At 37.3% G+C, this 19,456-nt stretch carries 17 protein-coding genes; all 17 read right to left on the bottom strand.

What is annotated here, in order from left to right; translation table 11 throughout:
• Positions 1-31: 31 nt before the first annotated feature.
• A complete protein-coding gene (locus tag HWQ49_RS07780) occupies positions 32-1,072 on the bottom strand; it encodes a hypothetical protein (protein ID WP_188207040.1) in 1,041 nt (346 codons plus the stop codon).
• Positions 1,073-1,287: 215 nt separating this feature from the next.
• Positions 1,288-1,836, bottom strand: a complete 549-nt coding sequence (locus HWQ49_RS07775; RefSeq protein ID WP_188207039.1) for a GNAT family N-acetyltransferase — start codon at positions 1,834-1,836, stop codon at positions 1,288-1,290.
• Positions 1,837-1,861: 25 nt separating this feature from the next.
• A complete protein-coding gene (locus HWQ49_RS07770) occupies positions 1,862-2,155 on the bottom strand; it encodes an AzlD domain-containing protein (protein ID WP_188207038.1) in 294 nt (97 codons plus the stop codon).
• Positions 2,152-2,895, bottom strand: coding sequence for an AzlC family ABC transporter permease (locus HWQ49_RS07765; protein WP_223155065.1), 744 nt, complete (start codon positions 2,893-2,895; stop codon positions 2,152-2,154). Before HWQ49_RS07765 ends, HWQ49_RS07770 begins: the two co-directional genes overlap by 4 nt.
• A 59-nt stretch (positions 2,896-2,954) precedes the next feature.
• Positions 2,955-3,740, bottom strand: coding sequence for a cobalamin-binding protein (locus HWQ49_RS07760; RefSeq protein ID WP_188207036.1), 786 nt, complete (start codon positions 3,738-3,740; stop codon positions 2,955-2,957).
• Between the two features lie 253 nt (positions 3,741-3,993).
• On the bottom strand, positions 3,994-5,763 hold the full coding sequence (locus tag HWQ49_RS07755) for a methyl-accepting chemotaxis protein (RefSeq protein WP_188207035.1): 1,770 nt from the start codon (positions 5,761-5,763) through the stop codon (positions 3,994-3,996).
• 143 nt (positions 5,764-5,906) lie between these two features.
• A complete protein-coding gene (locus HWQ49_RS07750; RefSeq protein WP_188207034.1) occupies positions 5,907-7,028 on the bottom strand; it encodes a SpoVR family protein in 1,122 nt (373 codons plus the stop codon).
• A 59-nt stretch (positions 7,029-7,087) separates the two neighbouring features.
• Positions 7,088-7,726 (bottom strand): YhcN/YlaJ family sporulation lipoprotein, encoded by a 639-nt coding sequence (locus HWQ49_RS07745; RefSeq protein WP_188207033.1) that lies wholly within the window; start codon positions 7,724-7,726, stop codon positions 7,088-7,090.
• A gap of 103 nt (positions 7,727-7,829) precedes the next feature.
• A complete protein-coding gene (locus HWQ49_RS07740) occupies positions 7,830-8,528 on the bottom strand; it encodes an ABC transporter ATP-binding protein (protein WP_188207032.1) in 699 nt (232 codons plus the stop codon).
• 16 nt (positions 8,529-8,544) lie between these two features.
• A complete protein-coding gene (locus HWQ49_RS07735) occupies positions 8,545-9,564 on the bottom strand; it encodes an ABC transporter permease (protein WP_188207031.1) in 1,020 nt (339 codons plus the stop codon).
• Positions 9,561-10,745 carry an ABC transporter permease gene (locus HWQ49_RS07730; protein ID WP_188207030.1) on the bottom strand — a complete coding sequence of 395 codons (1,185 nt, stop codon included), beginning with the start codon at positions 10,743-10,745 and terminating at the stop codon, positions 9,561-9,563. The genes HWQ49_RS07735 and HWQ49_RS07730 overlap by 4 nt, the downstream gene beginning before the upstream one ends.
• Before the next feature lie 61 nt (positions 10,746-10,806).
• Positions 10,807-12,348, bottom strand: a complete 1,542-nt coding sequence (locus tag HWQ49_RS07725) for a hypothetical protein (RefSeq protein ID WP_188207029.1) — start codon at positions 12,346-12,348, stop codon at positions 10,807-10,809.
• A gap of 129 nt (positions 12,349-12,477) precedes the next feature.
• On the bottom strand, positions 12,478-13,752 hold the full coding sequence (locus tag HWQ49_RS07720; protein WP_188207028.1) for an anti-sigma factor domain-containing protein: 1,275 nt from the start codon (positions 13,750-13,752) through the stop codon (positions 12,478-12,480).
• Positions 13,752-14,492: an RNA polymerase sigma-I factor gene (gene sigI / locus HWQ49_RS07715; RefSeq protein ID WP_188207027.1), complete on the bottom strand. Its 741-nt coding sequence runs from the start codon at positions 14,490-14,492 to the stop codon at positions 13,752-13,754. The genes HWQ49_RS07720 and sigI overlap by 1 nt, the downstream gene beginning before the upstream one ends.
• A gap of 60 nt (positions 14,493-14,552) precedes the next feature.
• Complete coding sequence (locus tag HWQ49_RS07710; protein WP_188207026.1) at positions 14,553-15,371, bottom strand: S1C family serine protease; 819 nt, start codon at positions 15,369-15,371, stop codon at positions 14,553-14,555.
• Positions 15,372-15,650: 279 nt separating this feature from the next.
• A complete protein-coding gene (locus tag HWQ49_RS07705) occupies positions 15,651-17,681 on the bottom strand; it encodes an ABC transporter ATP-binding protein (RefSeq protein WP_188207025.1) in 2,031 nt (676 codons plus the stop codon).
• A gap of 1 nt (position 17,682) precedes the next feature.
• Positions 17,683-19,425 (bottom strand): ABC transporter ATP-binding protein, encoded by a 1,743-nt coding sequence (locus tag HWQ49_RS07700; RefSeq protein ID WP_188207024.1) that lies wholly within the window; start codon positions 19,423-19,425, stop codon positions 17,683-17,685.
• Positions 19,426-19,456 lie beyond the last annotated feature (31 nt).

The following is a 19,456-nucleotide window of genomic DNA, read 5'->3' as shown; positions in this document are numbered from 1 at the left end:
GTGACTGAACACGATTTTTCCACAGTTGGTATTAGCTATTTGGACCCTTTCCATTATTGCCTTTACCATTGTTACCTTTGCCTTTTCCTTTACTTGGCTTGTTTTCTTTGTTCTGTTCTTTCATCTTCTGACCATTGTTTTTAAATTCTTTTTCATCATTAGAAGATTCTTCTTTTTCATCTTCTTCTGTTTCATTCACCGTTGCTGATTGAACTTCTGTTTCTGAATCATTTTCGGACTCTTCATCAGATGATGAACTTTCCTCTTCATTATTCTCTTCGTTAGAATCTTCTTGCTCTTCATCTTCATCAGTTTCTTCTTCTTCTTTAAATTCATCAGTAATTTCATTTAATTGTTCTAATAAATCAGAGATATCACCATATTTAGCTTCTAAGCGATCAAGTGAGCGCTCAATATTACGCTTAAGTGCAGCTTTTGCAACTGGATTTTTCTTGTCTTCCATTGCATTTGCTAATGAAAGAACATTTTGACCAATTTGTTTTGTTTCAGTTTCTTCTTCATCTTCTTCAAGCTCATCTTCTTCTACTGCATCCTCTTCAGAGCCTTCTTCAGTTGATTCCTCTTCCTCTTCAGAACCTTCTTCGGTTGATTCTTCTTCTTCATCAGAGTCTTCTTGTACAGCCTCTGCTTCTTCAAGAATCTCAATGCCATCTTCAATCACTGAACGAACTGCATCTAAGTCACCTTCTTGATATGAAGTAAATGCTGATTGCAGATCTTCAACTGACCAATATAAAATACTGTGAGCTAACTCAACTTGTCCATCCTCAAGAGCAATGGATAGTTGATTGGATAACTTTCCGTAATAAGTAAATAATTGCTCGACAAGATTTGCTTCTTCTTGTCCCTCATCCTCATCAGTAACTTCTTCATTTAGTTCATCCTCAAGTTCCTCAAGAGTTTCTTCTTGATCCTCAAGAACTTCCTCAACTTCTTCTTCATTTGTTTCTGTTTGTTCCTCTTCATCAGCAAGTACTGCTAATGGACTTAGCATTAATGAACTAGTTAATGTAATTGCTGATAATGAGTAAATTAGCTTTTTTCCCTTCATTCTCTCACCTCTTTGTTAGATTTACTATACGTTACGAATACAAGGTGAATTTTTCAGGGGGTTGTTTTTCATTTTTTTAAGAAAAATTAAAAATGAACTACTACATTGACTACATAACTTACAAAAACTCGATTGAAGATATCTCTTCAACCGAGGCTTTTATCCATATTTATTCACTAATACTTATTATTGATCGTTCTTTATGTTGGTGAAACTTATCTAAGCTCTTTCGATTTATTTATGTTTTGCTTTAACGTTTGGATAGACTCCCATCCATAAGCTGTTTCCTCATATGTTCCTTTACCAATAGTCACATTTTCAGCTTCAACTTTCTTCGCACCTAAATTAACATAAAATTGACCGTACGGATTATCAGTTAAGATCCAGACTAATAACGATTGGTACCCGACCTCTTCGCACTCTTCCACAAACGCTAGCAGCAGTCTTTGTCCGTACCCTTTACGTTGATATTCTGGTAAAATATAGATCTGATAAATTTCACCGTCATATGTAAAGTTACCCGTACGTTCTTTTCCTCCAGAAATAAGACCAACGATATCCCCGTTTTCGGTTTCAACGACAAATACATGGTGATGTGGTGATCTCAGTGTCGTCTCCCACATAATTTTCTTATATTCAAAAGAAGTCACTTGCTGTAAGTCGTCTTTTTGAATAATTGGTTCATAAGTCCATTTCCAAGTTTGATCATGGACCTTGGCGACCTTTTCAGCATCCTCAACTGTTGCTTTACGAACATTAACCATTTCCATCCCCACCTTCAAACTAACACTACATGGTTAGTAAAAATACGGTAAAAATTGCACCCACTACTGCAAAGATAACATTTACATTAAATAATGCAATAGCTGCAGCCACTAATCCACCAATTATTCCAATCCAAGGCTGTTCGGGTATCACATTCATTATACCAGGAAAAACCAATGCTCCTAAAGCTGCAAAGGGAATAGCGTTTAACCAGCGATTCAACCAAGGACGAAGAGAGATTTTTTCCATAATAAATGCCGGGATAAACCGTGGCACCATCGTTACGATCGCCATCCCTATAATCGTTGCAATAATCATGCCTCTTCCTCCTTCAATAATGAAATTCCCAGTAAACTACCGAATACAGTTGCTAAAACAATAGCCCAACCATCATCTAAATTTAGGAAGGTGATTAGTAGATAATTGATGGCCATACTAATGACGGCGATGACACCAATTCGCCATTCCTTTTTCACAGAGGGGACTAGTAAACCAATAAACATGGCATAAAGGGCAATTCCCATACTATCACTTAAGGAGGTCGGCAATGTGTCACCTAACATCGCTCCAATAAAGCTACCAATAATCCACGAGACATAAGCTAATAAAAATAAAGATAAAAAGAAGTACTTTCCATAACTTTTGTTAGCTTCTTTACCGTTTAATGAAGAAACCGCAAAAGTCTCATCTGTTAATCCTAACGATAATCCAAACTTCCACCTAAGGGGAAAGTTATGAATCTTATTCATAAATGACATACTCATCACAAAATGCCTGAAGTTCAAGACAAATGTAGCGACAACAATTTGTAAAAACATGGCCCCTTGTGCAAACATATTCGCTGCCATAAATTGAGCAGCACCGGCGAATACTAATAAACTCATCATGGTTGTTTCATAAGTTGTCAATCCTGATTGCTTGGCCAAAACACCATAAGCAATTGCGATCGGTAAGTAGCCTAAAAAGATTGGAAAACCGGCTATAGCTCCTTGCTTAATAGCAGCGGCTCTAGTTTGTTCATGTTCTTGTTCTATATCAGTTGAAACTGCCTCTTCCAATGTCATACCTTCTTTCTCTAAACGTTTCTACTTAATTTAGCATATCTTACAAGACAGAACTATTCATGAGGAAAATGGTCTGGGTGTAGAATAGTTGCTAACTTTTCCAGTCCTTCCAAAAGTCTTGGTGAGGGACGGCAATATAAGTATTCTTCTAAGACATGAATTCGATTTTCTTTAACCGGTTTAAGTGATAAAGCATTATGACGTTTTTTAATATGGCCCGGGTTCATTTTTGCTTCTTTAACACCAACCCAAACCATACATATCTCATCAGGTTCCTTGTCAATGACCTCTTCCCAAGTTGTTTGAACACTTGCTTGGTCATAATCCCGAAACACATTATATGCACCTGCTAATTCACTTATTTCGGTAAGCCAATTTTTCCCTCCTGGTGTAAAAATCGGTTTTGGCCACCATTCCCAATATACTTTTTTTCGGTTTTCAATTTGATTTGACCAGTTTTGAAACTGATCAATGGTTTTTAGAAAACTAGTGTAAACTTGATCAGCTAACTCTTGTTTTCCAATCTCTTCACCAACTGTCTTTATATTATCAGCAATTTCATTTAAAGAGTTAGGGTTTAATATGATATATGGTAACCCATACTCCTCTAATTGTTCAATATTTCGCTCCATTCCTGGAACACTTAATGAAGCTAAAACCAAATCAGGCCTTAGTTCCTTGACCTTATTCACATCGATGTTTAAATCACGTCCGACTCTTGGAAGACCATCAATTTCTAAAGGCCAATCACTATCATCATCCACCCCAACTAGTAGGTCAATGGCATCTAAATAGGCCAAAATTTCTGTATTACTCGGGCAAATTGATACGATTCGCATATGAACACCTCACAATAAGAATTTACTAACTCATTTATAAAGTTATGACCTTGATAAACATGACAAATCATGCCAAAAGAGGCCAAAACAAATGTTTATAATTAAAGCAAAGACCGTACAATGAACTAATCTTTTAATCATTTGTACGGTCTTTATTATACGCTTCGTCAAAATACGAAGCTGAAATTAGAATTTCCATCTAATGTTTGTCTTTTGTACCTGTTATTTACCTTTTGTCCCTGCCTCGCTTATATTAGAGTTTAAATTTTTGAACTTGTCCGTTCAGTTCTTCCGATAAATTTGCTAAGTCTTCAGCTGCGCGAGAGATTTCTTCCATTGAAGTATTAGCTTGTTCAACTGAAGCAGCTGTTTGCTCAACTCCTGCAGCTGATTCTTCTGAAATAGAAGCAATTTCTTCAATAGAGTTATTCATTTGAGTACTATCATTCATTACTTCTTCTAGATTTGTTGAAATCTCTTGAATCTTGCCTACGACTTCGGTGATCGCATCATTAATTTTAATAAAGGTCTGTTGTGTATTCTTGATTTGTTCAGAGCCTTCTTCAACCTCTTGGTAGCCTGATTCTAATGAAGTTGTAACTTGTTTAGATTCTGACTGGATATTGTCAACAATCGTTGTGATATCACCAACTGAATTACTTACCTGCTCGGCCAGCTTTCTTACTTCGTCAGCTACGACTGCAAATCCTTTACCATGCTCACCAGCTCTTGCAGCTTCAATAGCAGCATTTAGTGCTAATAAATTTGTCTGTTCAGCAATATCTTCAATAACTTGAACTAACTTAGAAATTTCTCGTGACTGATGATCCAAGCCTTTGACCTTATTAACAGATTCTTCGACCAGACTATGAATTTGTTGCATTTGAGAAACCGATTGCTCCATTAACTCTTGGCCTTCTCCTGCCGTCGCTAAAACTTGCTCAGAAGACTTAGCTACGTTCTCGCCACTTTCATATGAATGTTTAACCTTACGAACAAGCTGATCCATCATCTCAGAAATGGATGAGGCAGTTTGTGCTTGTGTCTCCGCACCAGAGGAAAGCTCTTGCATGGTTGAGGCAATTTGTTCACTGCCTTCTTTAACCTCGTTTGATGACTGTGTTAATTCCTCGCTTTGACTTGAAACAGACTCAGAAGCGGTTGCAACACTTCCAATAATCTGCTTTAAATAAGTTTTCATCGTATTCATTGAAGTAGATAAACGACCAATTTCATCTTTTCCTTCATACTTAATATCATCAACCGTTAAGTTACCCTGGGCTATTTGATCTGCTACTTCAACAACTGAATTAATATTTCGGCTTACTACTCTGCTTATGACCAGTAATAAAATAATAGCGATAACAACGGCTGAACCAAGACCAGCTATTAAAAACACTTGTATCTGTGACATAGCTCCTCTTGTTTCACTAGCTGATTGTTCGTAATCATCAAGTACCATCGCTCTTAATTCTTCAAACATGTCGGTTGTCTCCCCACGGAGATTTCCGATAATGGTACGTTCACCCAAAGCATCTTGGTTATTACGGTTTCCTATCGAATGAACGACGTCATCATTGACTATTTCATCTATTTCTTCATTTTTAGCCATGATCTCGTCTAATAAAACTGTCTGCTCTTCATTTAATGTAGGTCTTATGTATTCGTAAAGCTCGACTAATTCTTCGTTTCTCTCCCGATACTCATTTAGATGACCATTGGTTTTAAAAGCAACATAATCCCCTATACGAATATCCTTAGCCCTAAAGACTGATCCCATCTCTCCAATAACAACAGCTCGTTCACTATATTCATCTTGTTGATTAACTGTTTGATTAGCTGTGTTAATCTGCCAGAAAACTAATGATGAAGCAGCTGCGAATAACAACAAAGTAATTATAAATACTAAACCGAATTTCTTACCAATAGATAAATTTTTTCCTATTGATATTTTTTTCTTCTGCTTCTTCGCTTGTTTTTTAGCTTTCTTTGCTACGTTCTTTTGTACGTCTTTATTTTTCAACGTCAATCCCCCTATCTCCCCATCCGTTTCACTTTTTAAATAAGATTGAATATTTTATAAAATGCAAAATATTAATTTTAGATTAGCATAGCCATCGACAAAAAACAACTTGATGTTCACATATTTTACAAATTTCAAGTGGGTTAACTATAATTAGTTATGGTGCTCTTTTGAAGCCGACTTGCTTTTAAATATACCTTCATATTTAAGAGGGATTGAAGAAGTGTCTTAATTGTTTTAAGGCTATGTGGGTTAGATGACTTAGGTGTATGTCTTAGTACTAATTCATTAGGAGGAGATGTTAGCTGTTGGTCAACTGTCAAAACGACTTGATCACCAAGCGCAGCAGATTTCAATAAGTTAGCCTTCACCTTATGGAATTCATCCACTAACAAATCACCATCAATTATAGAAATTTGTTCTTGGTTATGAACAGCTTCTGTATAGTACTTTTGGATAAACTCATAATCAGTAAAGTTCTTCATCACTTGACGTTTTAAAACATCAGGTACCTCACTCCATATTGATTTACCTAACGTATAAGGGTTTATACCATAACGGTAATGACGATATAGCTCCGATTCGTTAATTATGATCCTCAGCAGTTCATCCTGGTCTATTGATGAGGATTTTAAAAGAGGCATTTGATAATAACAAGCCCATCCCTCATTCATAATCTTCGTCCGGTAGGTCATTTCAAATACCAGCGCTTCACTTCTAATCAAGCGTAAAAGCGTTTTTTCCCAGGTCTTTAAGGGAAATTCCTCATGTAATAAGTAGTCAATTAAGTTAATCCCGTCCCTTTTATTTATGTATTGATTGGCAAATTCCTCGGTCATCATAATATGTTTACTTAAAGTTAGTAATTTATTGATAAAATTTAGCTTATCTGTTTCATAAAAGTCGATATCATTCCCATGTTCGATGATTTGGTTCAGTCGAAATGCTCGTTGATTGATCCACTTATTATGCTTAATAAAATCGGCATGACCAATCGCATGGGCAATAGCCAGTAAATTTAATGAGTGATTGTTATACTCATTTAAATATAGACGATTGACGCCAATAAAATCGTACAACTCAGCAATATAGAATGATTCATTTGAATCGGGTATTTTATAAGGTCGTTTCGCATAACCTCGAGATTGTAACTCACGCATTCTTGATGGTGAACTAAACTGTATATCAAAATCGTATGGGATCAAATGATGACTGTCCGCTAATGCGATAAGCTCCTTTTTGTATTGCTCTAATATAAAAAACATTCTTCCCCTCCTAGATGAAAAATAAAGATGGAGCAATCCTGCTCCATCTTTAATAGTAATTATCCTTCTAAATCAGGGAAAACGCGATCTAACATTTGTGTAAACTCTTCAAAAAATCCTTCAACAGGATCTCCTTGGCCCACACGGTCGACGTAGTCGCCTGTCATGTTGACAAAGTCAGGGTTAGCAGAAACGTAAACATTATTTAAGTCACGCTTGGTTGACTTCACCACATCTGCTACCTCTTCTTTTAAATCATCACTTAAATCTTCTGTATTATTATCATCATTATGAAGAACAACTGCAACATATGCATTATCATCGCCAGTTAAAACGTATGCTCTTCTTACGTCATCCACCTGGTCAGTAACTGCATCTGCAGCTTCTTCTGCAATGTCATAACGATCGTTTCCAGCGGTACGGTCTGTCCAACCCGTGTTATCTCCCATACGGTCCGCTCTATCATCTTCGCCTAAACGGTTTCCCGTATTATCTCCCATACGGTCACCTGTACGGTTGCTAGTACCACGGTCATTCACATTCATCTGACCAGGTTGACCAAACTGTCCATCCTGTTGTCCGATCTGATTTTGTCCTTGGTCATTCGGCTGGTTATCCATCATACCCGTATCATCGTTTGGCTGACAAGCCGCTAAAAGCATAAATACCAAAATAGTTGGTAACATCACTAAGCGCATAATTATTTAGCCTCCTTTCATTCATGATGTATTTTTAGTATGGAAGAAGGCTAAACAGAATATGCTACCTGAAACGCGAAAAAACGATACCATATTTTTCTTATCACTGCATTCTTAAAGCAAACATTTTACTTAGTGCTGTCCCCTCGGCTATTTTTTGACTTGATAAATGGTTTATCTCACTCATCTTCACTTGATCAGTGATCCGACCATCCTCTAATATCCACATTTTTTTAGCCAGTTGATTAATCACATGCCAGTCGTGAGTCACAAACACAACCGTCACTCCTCTTTCATTTAACTGATTCAGCCACTTTAACATATCATGCTTTGCCGCTAAATCAACCCCTACAAAAGCTTCATCTAGAAAAACGATCTCCGGTTCGTGCAATAGACCAACAGCTAAGTTGACCTTACGCATCATACCACCACTTAACTGATCAACCCTCTTACTGAGAATTTCATTGAGTCCTAACTTCAACTTCATCTCTTCAATATAATTTGTTGAATGCTTTTTAGTCATCTTTTGATAAAAACGCAAATGATCTTTTACTGTTAAGTTATTAAATAAAGCAACCTGCTGAGGTATATAACCAATCGGATGTTTTTCTTCTTTAGGATGAAAATGCCTTACCCCAACTGTCGGCTTAATTAAATTAGCCATGACCTTAAGTAGCGTTGATTTGCCCGCCCCGTTTGGCCCGAATAGACAGATACTATCACCAGCTTCCACATGAGCGTTCACACCTTCTAATATGTGCTTTCCCTTTTTTTTATAACCCACATCATCTAGCCTGATCATTCAATCCCTCCATTCATTAAAGCAACCAAACAGGTATGAAAAAATAGTTAAACCAGTTGTCAGCTAACCAACCCCAAGAAATAAACCAAAATACACTAACGGAACCAAGTAAGTAGCTTAAGGTGGAAGCTAACATTCCTCGTCTTGTTCTACAAATCAAACTACTCACTAAAATTAAAACAGCTGAAATGAATAACACAGGACCAAGCTCGTTCATTAATTGCCACCACGTTACCATTTGTGAATCTATACTATGAAGAATCGCTCCGATAACTGAAGCAAATCCGAAAACAATCACTAACACGACAATGATCCAATATAAATACAACTTTGCTCGTCCGTAGCGATAAAGAGATAACCGATCAAATAATTGTTGACCTCTCCAATGGTAGATGTAATTAGTAAAATAAATCATTAATAACCAACAATACGTCCAAATTATTAGTAAGTACATGGCTGTTGATTGTTCACTTTGACGATGAGTCTCTTCTTGACCATACTCACCAAACGATTGGAAATCCATTTGAAAGATCGGGTCAGGTTCGAAATATCTTTGACCATAATGAAACACTTCATCCCAATCAAAAGTGTCTGTTTGACTCATCACCAGGTTAGCCGATTCTGCCTTAACAATCATTTCCATCAATGTTGATGCCAGGTGCTCTTTAAACAACCCGTCAGCAAAACTATTCTCATGACGATACCAGGTGAATAATTCATCCGTATCTCCGTCTAAAATTCGTGTTTCTAAATCGTCCGTCACTTCGAAAATCGCCTCTACCTCTCCCCTAGCAAGAACATCAAGATCCAAGTTATTGACTACTTGTAATGAAAATGGCTCAGTTTCTTCAAGCTCATCAACTAATTCTTCAACCATAGTTTGTTCTGAAGAATCGACAAGCATAATGGGTACCTGAAGATCTTCAACAGTCGATTTAAATAATGGTAAAGCTAAACTTAAAAATAGAATGGGTAAAACTAACAAGATGACCATCGTTACCTTGGAAAACAGCATCGACTTCCAAACCCATCTCATACATGATCCCCCCTTCTACTCATGAGCCATAGTATAAAAAGCATGAAAAGAAGGAGTAACCATAAGATCCCCCAAAAACCTATGGGCCAAGTTTGCTCGTTGATAATTTGATAAAAACTAAAATATAAAGACTGTATTGGATACCACGCATCAACTGTCATCCAGTCAGGTAGATAAACACGTGGGATGATTAAGCCACTAATCGTCAGAACGGTTAAACTTGTTAAACTAAATAAAAACAAGCTTAACGCTGGCGTACGAATAACTGTTTCAAGAATCACCATTAATAGGCAGATAATCGTCGCTAATAACGTCCACTGAATCGTCAACATTAAGCTATTAACATCAAAAAGTAGTAAGGCGCCTGTAACTGCTGTTATTAATAAATAAACAAAACTAAAGCTAATTAAGTGTAAGAACCTTCCTAAAGCCCTCTTCCACAGGGTCACATCAATTAAGTATAGCCGCTGATTAATTAACGACCATTCCTTAGGCCTAAATAAAAATGCAAAAAAGATGAGCGTTAATATATACAGGAGCACAAATCCTGTTACGTATAGTTGCTTGTCCCATGATAAAATATCAACACTCGATAGATCAGATTCTAAAAACAAGCTGTTACGTCCTAACGTTAAAAAGGAAAAATGAACAGTCATCTGTTCAACTAAATCCCTTCGTTCATCCGAAGGGAGTTCCGATCCCCAAAAATGGTTAACTGTATTTACCCCACTCTGTGCTGCTGTAATATAACCTTGTCCACTATGCAACAATAAATAAGCTAATTGTGAGCTAAAGGGAATTTGGTTATTTAAGTAGACCTCGATTTCTTCGTTTTGTCCATTTTGAAGCTGCTCTGTAAAACCTTTAGGAATTCTTACAACAGCAGCATAATCAATCGACTCATCAAGGTACTCAGACAACGACCGATCACCGCGGTGGAAGATGACCTGTTCACCAATCGTTTCATCATTTTCAAGCTGTTGAATTAAGGTATTGGTTTCAAACGTTTGATCCTCATCAATGACCATTAACTCGACTTGTTCTAAATCCTCCTGAACCGTTTCGTAAAAAAACATACCCACAACGAGTAAAATTAATATCGGAAAAACTAAAGTAAATAAAAAAAGAGCAGGTGATTTTAAAACTCTTCGCCACTCAAACATACTCAAATGAAAGATCATTTCTCCCTGCCCCTTTCTGGAATAACCTTATTTAAATTCAAATAGATCTAACTTTATCGTGCTAAAACGGGAGAATTGACTCCAAAAATTGATCAAAATAACTCTCGACATGCTCTTCAAGTTCAGATTTAAACTTTAACCGTTGCTGTTCACTCAACAGGTCAATCCTTTTAACGTCTTCAAGATTGATTTGTGGAACCTCGAGGTTTTCCATAAAACGAAGATCTTGCTCAACATTCAAATCAACTTCATATCCTGCTGCATGGTCAGACCATAATGTTGGTATGTTAAATTGGCTCGTCAACTCATAATTGCGATAAGCTGAGTCTTCAGATACAGTGCTTTCCTGTACTAATGATCCAGACATTTCAGACGTGGTATGATCATTTTCATGTTTTAGCTCAAAATCAGTTTTCATCTTATCTTCATCATAAAACGAATCCATGTCCACAGCGAGTTGTAACAATTCCCCATGACCTAAGCCCATTTTCCGATTAATAATATAACCATCGTCCTTTGGCTCACCATTTGAGCTGAAATCAAAGGTCCATTCTCCTTCTAAACTTTTCACCTCAAATTTAGAATCAAGACGATAGGTTTGATCGTCTATACGTGTATCCATCAACCCGCTCATATCATAAGTTTGTCCATCGATTAACCATGTACCAGAAAGTTCACGGTAAGCTACATAATCATTCGTATAATACGCTTGATAAGTTATTCCCTCTGGTAAATTGATCTTTTCAATTATGCTTCGTAATTCATCAAAATAGCTCTCATCTGTCGTATAAAATTGCTGAGCTTGAAAAGAATTAACTAATTGCTCTTCTTCAAGGTGATTAACCAACTCAAGCAACAAACCTTGAAATTCATCCTCAGATATTTCAACATCAAATCGAGCAAGCTTCTCTCCATCTATTTCGACGTCCTCTGTCGTTTCCATATTTAGATTATTGAAATAATCGATAAAAAAGGTCACCTGATCGAAAAAACTGCTTTGAATATCTCTTCCCGTAAAAAACTCACTTTGTTGCTGATAAAGACGGGGAAAGCTACCAACGGTCAACCGATCTTCTAATCCTTCGTGTTCAAATCCTAAAGGTTGGTCATATAAAACATCTGATTGAATGGCTGTCAGCTGTTCATCTTGATATAAATGACTATTAAACACATTCATTCCCATAATATCTAGCCCGAGATCAAAGGAGACTTCTTCTTCGGGAAGCAAGTGGCGAGTCGCCTCAATTTGTGTAGTCATTAACAAACTACGCAAAGTGTCAATCAGGGCGCTTATCTCGTTTGATGCTTGTTGATCCACAGAAATATTACCTGTGATGGTCATATTTGATTCACTGGCGGTACTCTGCAAACGATCATTAATCACTTCTTCATTATCATAAAAATGACTGGTCAATGAATCAATATCTTCCATCGTTTGCTTCTCTGCTTCTGCATACTTAACAAGTGGATGAGAAAAAAATATCTGGTAAGCATAGATGGTAGCTGCCAAGACGATCAGAATTACGCTGACAACGACAAATAAGATTACCTTTTTACTATTTATATGTAAGTTTCTTTTATGCTTACCGTTCAGCTGAACCATCTAATCCTCCTACACCTCAACGCGTGAATAATGACCATGTTTTACTATTATACTACGATTCCAAGCTAAGTTTAAGTCATCAAAAAAATGTCCCAGTTGTCATAATGACTACTGAGACAGTAAGTTTTCTTAATCATCATTTTTCTTATTTAATCCAGGTGGAACAAAATCATTTAACCAAGGTGGGCCTTTTTTATCCGATGACCCCTTGTTTCCTTGATTATTTCCCTTGTTACCTGGGCCTTTTTCATTACCATTCCCATTGCCTTTGCCGTTTCCATTATTATTGTTTGAGTTACCCTTATTTTCTTGATCAGGCTCTTCTGATGAATCCTCGCCTTCATCGTCATCACTCTTATTTTGACCAGGTGGTCCGTCTTCACCAAATACCGGATGGTCATCAGGTGGACCATCTTTAGATTGATCCTCTTGATGACCCTTTCCGTTATTTTTCCCATTTTCAGAAGGGTGATCATTTTCTTCTGATGAACCTTGGTCAGATGACTGATTTTCTGATTCACGTTGGTCTTCTGCTGTTTGTGAATCATCTATTTTCTTTTGAAGCCCTGGTGGAAGGTCATCGCGATTAGACTTTTCTAAAAAGTGTTCCATCACTTCTTGTAGTCGGTCCTCTTGTGGATGATCTTCCGATTGGTTATTTGACTCAGGATTCTCAGATGAATCATCAGATTCTGTTCGATCTTCGACTACGTAATCATCTTCTTGCTCAAGTGATCCGAACACCATTTCAGAAGCGTAAATTACATTCATAGATGTATTTTCATCTTTCGCTTCATCTCGTATATCCTTTGGGACAATAAATGAGGTAATACTAATATCACCTTCATAACTAGATAGTAGATCGGATGATAAGGAGTCTAATGAATAATCTTCATTTTCTAAAAGCTGATCTGCGTAACTAATCCCTAGAAAAATGTTATGATCTTCTTCTAAATACCCCAACTCTTTACTTAATATAAGCACTTCAGATGACACGTTTTGTAAGCTTTGACCTTGGATGCCACCCATTTCATCTAATAACTTAGACCCATCACTATTAAGTGGTTCAGCTCCAATTACTTCATAGGTTTGGTCAACACTTAACTCAATGCTTGGATTAATATCAATACTAACATAAGCATGAACTTGCTCCTGATTGATCCATGAATAAAATGGGAATACTAGCGCTAAACACAGTACAAAAGCTGTAACAGCTTTCCATTGAATACGATTCTGCACCCAGGATAAGAGCGAGTCAAAAGAGAATCCTGTTGTTTCTAATGGATTAAATGTTACTTCTTCACCAATAAAAACGGCCGATTCTAACTTAGTCTTATAAAAAGACCCATCTGATGTCATAACAATATGATGATGACCCTTCTTCTCAACAACGATCCCTTTCATTATTCACTCACCCCCTGTACATAATCCTTTAAGTACATAAAATCTTCTGTTAAAAGAATAAAAATAGCTAATATATATTTTCGGTTACGTTCGATTGTTTTTTTACTCACACTAACGAGTGGCTCGACCTTTTTGATCGGTAGCCTTTTTTTAGTTAACACATATTCTCTGATTTCATCATTATGATAAACGACCCTTGCAACTTCTTTAGCAGACTCCTTAGCATCATGATGCTTTGGTGAAATGGTTGCCAACTCTGAAAAAGAAAGCTTATACTCTTTAAGCTTTTGGTTATACTCTTCAATTTCGATCTGACGATACCAAGCGTCCTGGTCTTGTTCAAATGCTTGTTTGGCAGCATGGGATAATTTCCAGTCTGTCGGTGATTGATCCTCATCTTCCTCTGATTGATCTAAGGAAACAGTCCCGAAATGATTGGATTCTTTTCTGATATAATCTATCACTTTCCTGGAAATAACTAACCGAGCAAAGGTTAAAAAAGAACTACCTTTATCTTTTGAATAAGAATCAAGGGCCTCATTAAACGCCATTAACCCGATACTAAACTCGTCATCCTGCTTTGTGTCTATATATCTTTTACAAACCTTTGAAACAGCAGTTGCAATGAACGGTTGATAGCTCGATAACAGATGGTGACGGGCATTCTCATCGCCATGCTGAACAGCTACCACCTGTTCCTCGAGGGTAACGTCATCTTGATCTACTTGACGTTGTAACACCCCTCACCACCCCCAACTAATATATTTTTCGAAAACAGTCTAATCTTTATGGGTGTTTTATCATTCTTTCTGTTGAAAATCATAATAAGCATCAATTGGAACAGCCAAGCCTATTCTACCATATGTGTCATGATTTAACGTTGCATAAATAATGGCTATAACTTCACCAGACTCATTAATAACTGGACTACCACTATTACCACTATAGATCGGTGCATCTAACATTAGTACAGGGGAATCAATGCCAGACACCGTCATTTCTCCAATAATTTCACCTTCATTTGCAATCCCACTAAAGCCTAAAGGGCTACCAATAAAATAGAAAGGTTCATTTGACTCATACTCAGTTTGCAAGGCTAAGTCTAGATGTGGAAAATTACTAGCCTCCGTTTTGAGTACGGCTAAATCAATTTCAGGATAAACCTCTTCAATGGTTGCACCATATGGACCATCTTCCTTAAAGTAAACCCATAGTTGCTCCCTCTCTTCAATTACATGATAGTTGGTTAATATATATCCATCATTAGTAAAAGAAAACCCTGTTCCTCGACCACTACCTGTGTCGACCGTGACAATCGATTCTCGATATTTTTGAACATCCTCATCTAACATGAGTTGAGCGGACGTTTTGACAAAGTCAATCGCCGGTAATGAGAACATACTAGGAATGGCAATGGCAGCATTAATAAACAGAAACAGAGCAATAAGCCAAAAAATCCACCGGGGAAAACGACGCTTAGGTTCCTGTTTCTTCTCGACACGACGTTTTTGACGTATGCGCTCCTTTTCCTCTTGTAAGATCTCATACATCTCTTCTTCATCTAGGTCTTCATATAAGTCTTTTTCATCTTCAGTTTCATAGCGTCGATCATCAGACATCGCAATTGCTCCTTAGAAATGGCTTTTCAACAGGTCTCTACGACATTTTTATCGATTTGACGGCTAATTTTAGAGTAGACAGAGGCCTTCTATACGATTTTTTCAACTTTAATCACTAATTTCGGTGTAGAGAGCCTCACTCTAAACGTTTTTCTCAACATTGATCGGCGTTTTCGGTATAGATAACCTCTCTCAATACCATTTTTCCCGATCTAACTGTTAATTTCCGTATAGACACCCCTACCACACTATTTCGCCTCCCCTCCTATTATACAAAACTTAAAACGAGGCATATGAGTGGGGGTGTCCAAGCTGCATTTTATACATCATATAGTATTCACCTTGTTCTTGCAAGAGCGTTTGGTGTGTACCTTTTTCAATCAATTCTCCCTGCTTTAGTACAAAGATTTGATCAGCATCTTGAATCGTGGACAAACGATGGGCAATCACCAAGGTTGTCCTTCCTTTCTTTAACACTTTTAATGCATCCTGAATCATTGCTTCTGTCTCTGTATCGATATTCGCTGTTGCTTCATCTAATATTAAAATGGCAGGATCAAAAGCTAAAGCTCTAGCAAAAGATAATAACTGTCTTTGACCAGTGGAAAACTCAGCCCCCTTTTCTTTAACCGGCTCATCATATTGATTAGGTAACTTCTCAATAAATTGATCTGCACCAACCGCCTTTAAAGCCTGTATTGCATCTTTTCGACTAATCCGAGGATCATTCATCGTTACATTAGAAAGAATCGTGCCTGTAAATATAAACGGATCCTGAAGCACAATACCAATATGGCTTCTAGCTTGCTGTCTTGATAATTTACTAATCGGTTTCCCATCAATTAAAACTTGCCCTGTAGATGGATCATAAAATCGAAACAATAAATTCATGATGGTGCTTTTTCCAGAACCTGTATGACCGACAAAAGCCGCTGTTTCACCCGGCTGAATAGAAAATGATAGGTTTTTCAAGACATACTCATCTTTTTCATAAGCAAATGAGACCTGATCAAACTCAACATGACCATTGTATCGAGAAATCGGTTGTTCGTAGACTTCTTCCCCATCTTCATCTAATAGTTCAAATACGCGTCTACCAGCCACTCTTGACTGCTCAAGTTGCGCTAGTTGACTAACGATCTGATTGACTGGTTCAAACAATCTCGTTAAGTAATCGACAAACGCGTAAAGAACACCAGCAGTCACAATGCCTGTGCCATCTAGTGACAATCCGCCAAAGTAAATAATGAACACAACAAACGCGACATTTCTAAGAAAATCAACTAAGTTAAATGAGGTGGCTGCTGTAAACGTGTTCATCTTCTTTTGATAACGATGGTGATAGTGGTTTAAATCCTCAAACTCTCTTGTCATTCGATCAACCTGATTATACGCTTGAATAATGGACATTCCTTGTATGGATTCATTAATATTAGCATTAATCCGGCTATTGGTTTCACGAATCTCATGATTATAATCGCCGGCAACTTTTTTATAAACCTTCATCCATATGATCATAATTGGAATTAAAAGCAAGCAAATACTAGCCAATCTAGCATCTAAGATAAATAAAGCAATAAAAATTCCAAACATATAAATGAAACCAGAAGTGAAAACTTCTAATACCTTCTCATATAACTCCTTGATTGCCTCTGTATCATTGGTGATACGAGCAACGATTTTTCCAGCTGGTTGGTCTATAAAATAGGGAATCGGAATGCGTTGGATATGCTTAAAAACATCCTTTCGCATCGTTTGAATAATTCGGTTAGAAGCATATTGTAGTAGGTATGTTTTATAATATAGGAAAATTGTCGAGCCTAGAATTAATCCTAAATATAGTCCTAACCAAGCCATAATTGAACTGATTTCAGGTTCAAAAAAATAAAATACCTCACCCGTTGTTAACGACTGTCCTGTTACAATAACCTCTGTTTCATTCGTTTCCAAAACATAATTAGAGCCCTCTTCTCCAACAAACCTAGCATTAAGCGGAACTTCTTCTTCTAATAGGAAGAATGATAAGCCATCTTGAAATAGGGTCACAACTTCCTCACCACTTGCAGAGTCATGGCGCTCAACGCGTGTATAATATTCACCTTGATATTCAACCTCACCCGTCTGCTCATCCGTAACCACATAATGATTAGCGACCCCAACAATATGATCATCAATCACCTTTTTGGCAATCAAGGGGCCACTTAACTCCATCACGACTGCAATAATTAAACAGATCAGGCCAATCCAAATTGTCTTTTGATACTGCAAAGCATAATGGAAAAGGCGTTTTTCAGTCGATAAACCTTTCATGTTATTCGCCCCCTTCCATTTGTTGCTTAATAAATTGTTGGCAGTACCAACTCTTAGAGGCCATAAGCTGATCATGTGTTCCATGTTCAACTATTTCACCTTGATCAAGTACGATAATTTGATTGGCATGTTTAACAGCTGATAAACGGTGAGCAGCAATGATCGTCGTTTTATGACTACGTTCTTGTTTCAAGTGTTGGATGATTTTGGCTTCGGTTTGACCATCTACAGCTGATAACGAATCATCTAAGATTAACCATTCGGGGTCTTTTACGAGTGCTCTTGCTAAGGACACACGCTGCTTCTGCCCCCCTGATAAAGTCACACCACTCTCACCAACTAAGGTGTCTAATCCTTCTGGTAATTGCTCAATATCTTCACGTAGAGAGGCTAATTCTAGCATCCGGTAGACTTCTTCATCTGAAGCATTTATGTTCCCAAATAAAATGTTTTCTCTAACTGTTTTGGAAAACAAAATATGGTCTTGTGGGACATAGCCAATCCACTCCCGAGTTTTAGACAAGGGGATCTCGTCAATTGGAATACAATCAACGGTCACAGAACCTTGTTCCGGTGTTGGATACTCTCTTAACAATTGCCTGATTAAAGTGGTCTTCCCAGAACCTGTTTTACCAACAATGCCAATGGTCTCACCTTTATTAATTTGTAAATTGATCTCCTTTAATTGATGAGATTCAGCCTGTGGATAGCTAAAACTGACTTGATTAAAGCTAATCGTCTCTGGTGATTCAATCATCACTTCCTTAAGAGGATCTTTAACGTCTGGCTCATGTGTCAGAATTTCATCGGTTCGATCGAGTGAGGCATTGCCTCTTTGCATCACGTTAATTAGCTCACCAACAGCAAACATTGGCCAAATCAACATCCCTAAATACACATTGAAAGTAACCAATTGACCAATAGTAATCACACCTTGAATAACAAGATATGAACCGTACCCTAATCCAATCGTATAAGCCAATCCAACTAATACTTTTATCGTTGGTTCAAATAAAGCGTCCATTTTAGCAACTTCAATATTTTTCTGAAAGACTTCCTCTGTTTGATCACTAAATCGTTCGTCATCCCACTTTTCTTGCACAAAGGCACGAATCACACGAACTCCTTGAATCGATTCCAACGTGTCATTATTTAAATCACTAAAAGCAGACTGCGCCTTTGTAAAACGTTCGTGAATCGCCCGACCGTACCTCTGCATTAATAAAGCCATAATCGGTAAAGGGACTAAAGCCGCTAGTGTTAAATGCCAGTTAATCATTACTGACATGACCATAATGATCAACATCATGAACATCGTTGCATCAACTAAAGTTAAAATACCGAATCCTGCTGTCATCATAATGGCACGTAGGTCATTTGTACTTCTAGCCATCAAGTCACCTGTTCGGTATCGGCCAAAAAAAGTAGGTGTCATTCGCATAAAATGATTCATTAATTTCGAACGCATCTTCCTTTCTAATAAAAACGCACGTCCAAACAAGGTAAAATCCCAATAAAATGAGACCACATAAATAGTTAATACAAGTCCAATAAATATGGCCAAAAGCTCATAAAACCTTGCTGCTGTTAATTGGTTATACTGAATTAAATCAATGACTTCCCCAAGCAACATCGGCGGAATAACACCAAGGATATTGACAACGAGTAGCGCTGAAATGGCCAGTGTATAGCGAAGCCATTGTTCTTTAAAATACCAAGATAACTTTCTAAATACCGAGATCATCTAATCCCCCCTCTTCGTTCTCTCTATTTGT

Source organism: Alkalibacillus aidingensis, from assembly GCF_014595945.1.
Lineage (GTDB): Bacteria > Bacillota > Bacilli > Bacillales > Alkalibacillaceae > Alkalibacillus > Alkalibacillus aidingensis.
Note: the sequence above shows the minus strand (reverse complement) of the source record. Positions and strands in the feature narration are given on the sequence as shown.

Bases quoted from the DNA above. Each gene is read 5' to 3' on its own strand.
- HWQ49_RS07720 (WP_188207028.1), bottom strand. From the start codon at position 13,752: ATGAAAGGGATCGTTGTTGAGAAGAAGGGTCATCATCATATTGTTATG.
- HWQ49_RS07710 (WP_188207026.1), bottom strand. From the start codon at position 15,371: ATGTCTGATGATCGACGCTATGAAACTGAAGATGAAAAAGACTTATAT.
- HWQ49_RS07705 (WP_188207025.1), bottom strand. From the start codon at position 17,681: ATGAAAGGTTTATCGACTGAAAAACGCCTTTTCCATTATGCTTTGCAG.
- HWQ49_RS07770 (WP_188207038.1), bottom strand. From the start codon at position 2,155: ATGATTATTGCAACGATTATAGGGATGGCGATCGTAACGATGGTGCCA.
- HWQ49_RS07730 (WP_188207030.1), bottom strand. From the start codon at position 10,745: ATGATCTTTCATTTGAGTATGTTTGAGTGGCGAAGAGTTTTAAAATCA.
- HWQ49_RS07780 (WP_188207040.1), bottom strand. From the start codon at position 1,072: ATGAAGGGAAAAAAGCTAATTTACTCATTATCAGCAATTACATTAACT.
- HWQ49_RS07725 (WP_188207029.1), bottom strand. From the start codon at position 12,348: ATGGTTCAGCTGAACGGTAAGCATAAAAGAAACTTACATATAAATAGT.
- HWQ49_RS07750 (WP_188207034.1), bottom strand. From the start codon at position 7,028: ATGTTTTTTATATTAGAGCAATACAAAAAGGAGCTTATCGCATTAGCG.
- HWQ49_RS07735 (WP_188207031.1), bottom strand. From the start codon at position 9,564: ATGAGATGGGTTTGGAAGTCGATGCTGTTTTCCAAGGTAACGATGGTC.
- HWQ49_RS07740 (WP_188207032.1), bottom strand. From the start codon at position 8,528: ATGATCAGGCTAGATGATGTGGGTTATAAAAAAAAGGGAAAGCACATA.
- HWQ49_RS07760 (WP_188207036.1), bottom strand. From the start codon at position 3,740: ATGCGAATCGTATCAATTTGCCCGAGTAATACAGAAATTTTGGCCTAT.
- HWQ49_RS07700 (WP_188207024.1), bottom strand. From the start codon at position 19,425: ATGATCTCGGTATTTAGAAAGTTATCTTGGTATTTTAAAGAACAATGG.
- HWQ49_RS07775 (WP_188207039.1), bottom strand. From the start codon at position 1,836: ATGGTTAATGTTCGTAAAGCAACAGTTGAGGATGCTGAAAAGGTCGCC.
- HWQ49_RS07745 (WP_188207033.1), bottom strand. From the start codon at position 7,726: ATGCGCTTAGTGATGTTACCAACTATTTTGGTATTTATGCTTTTAGCG.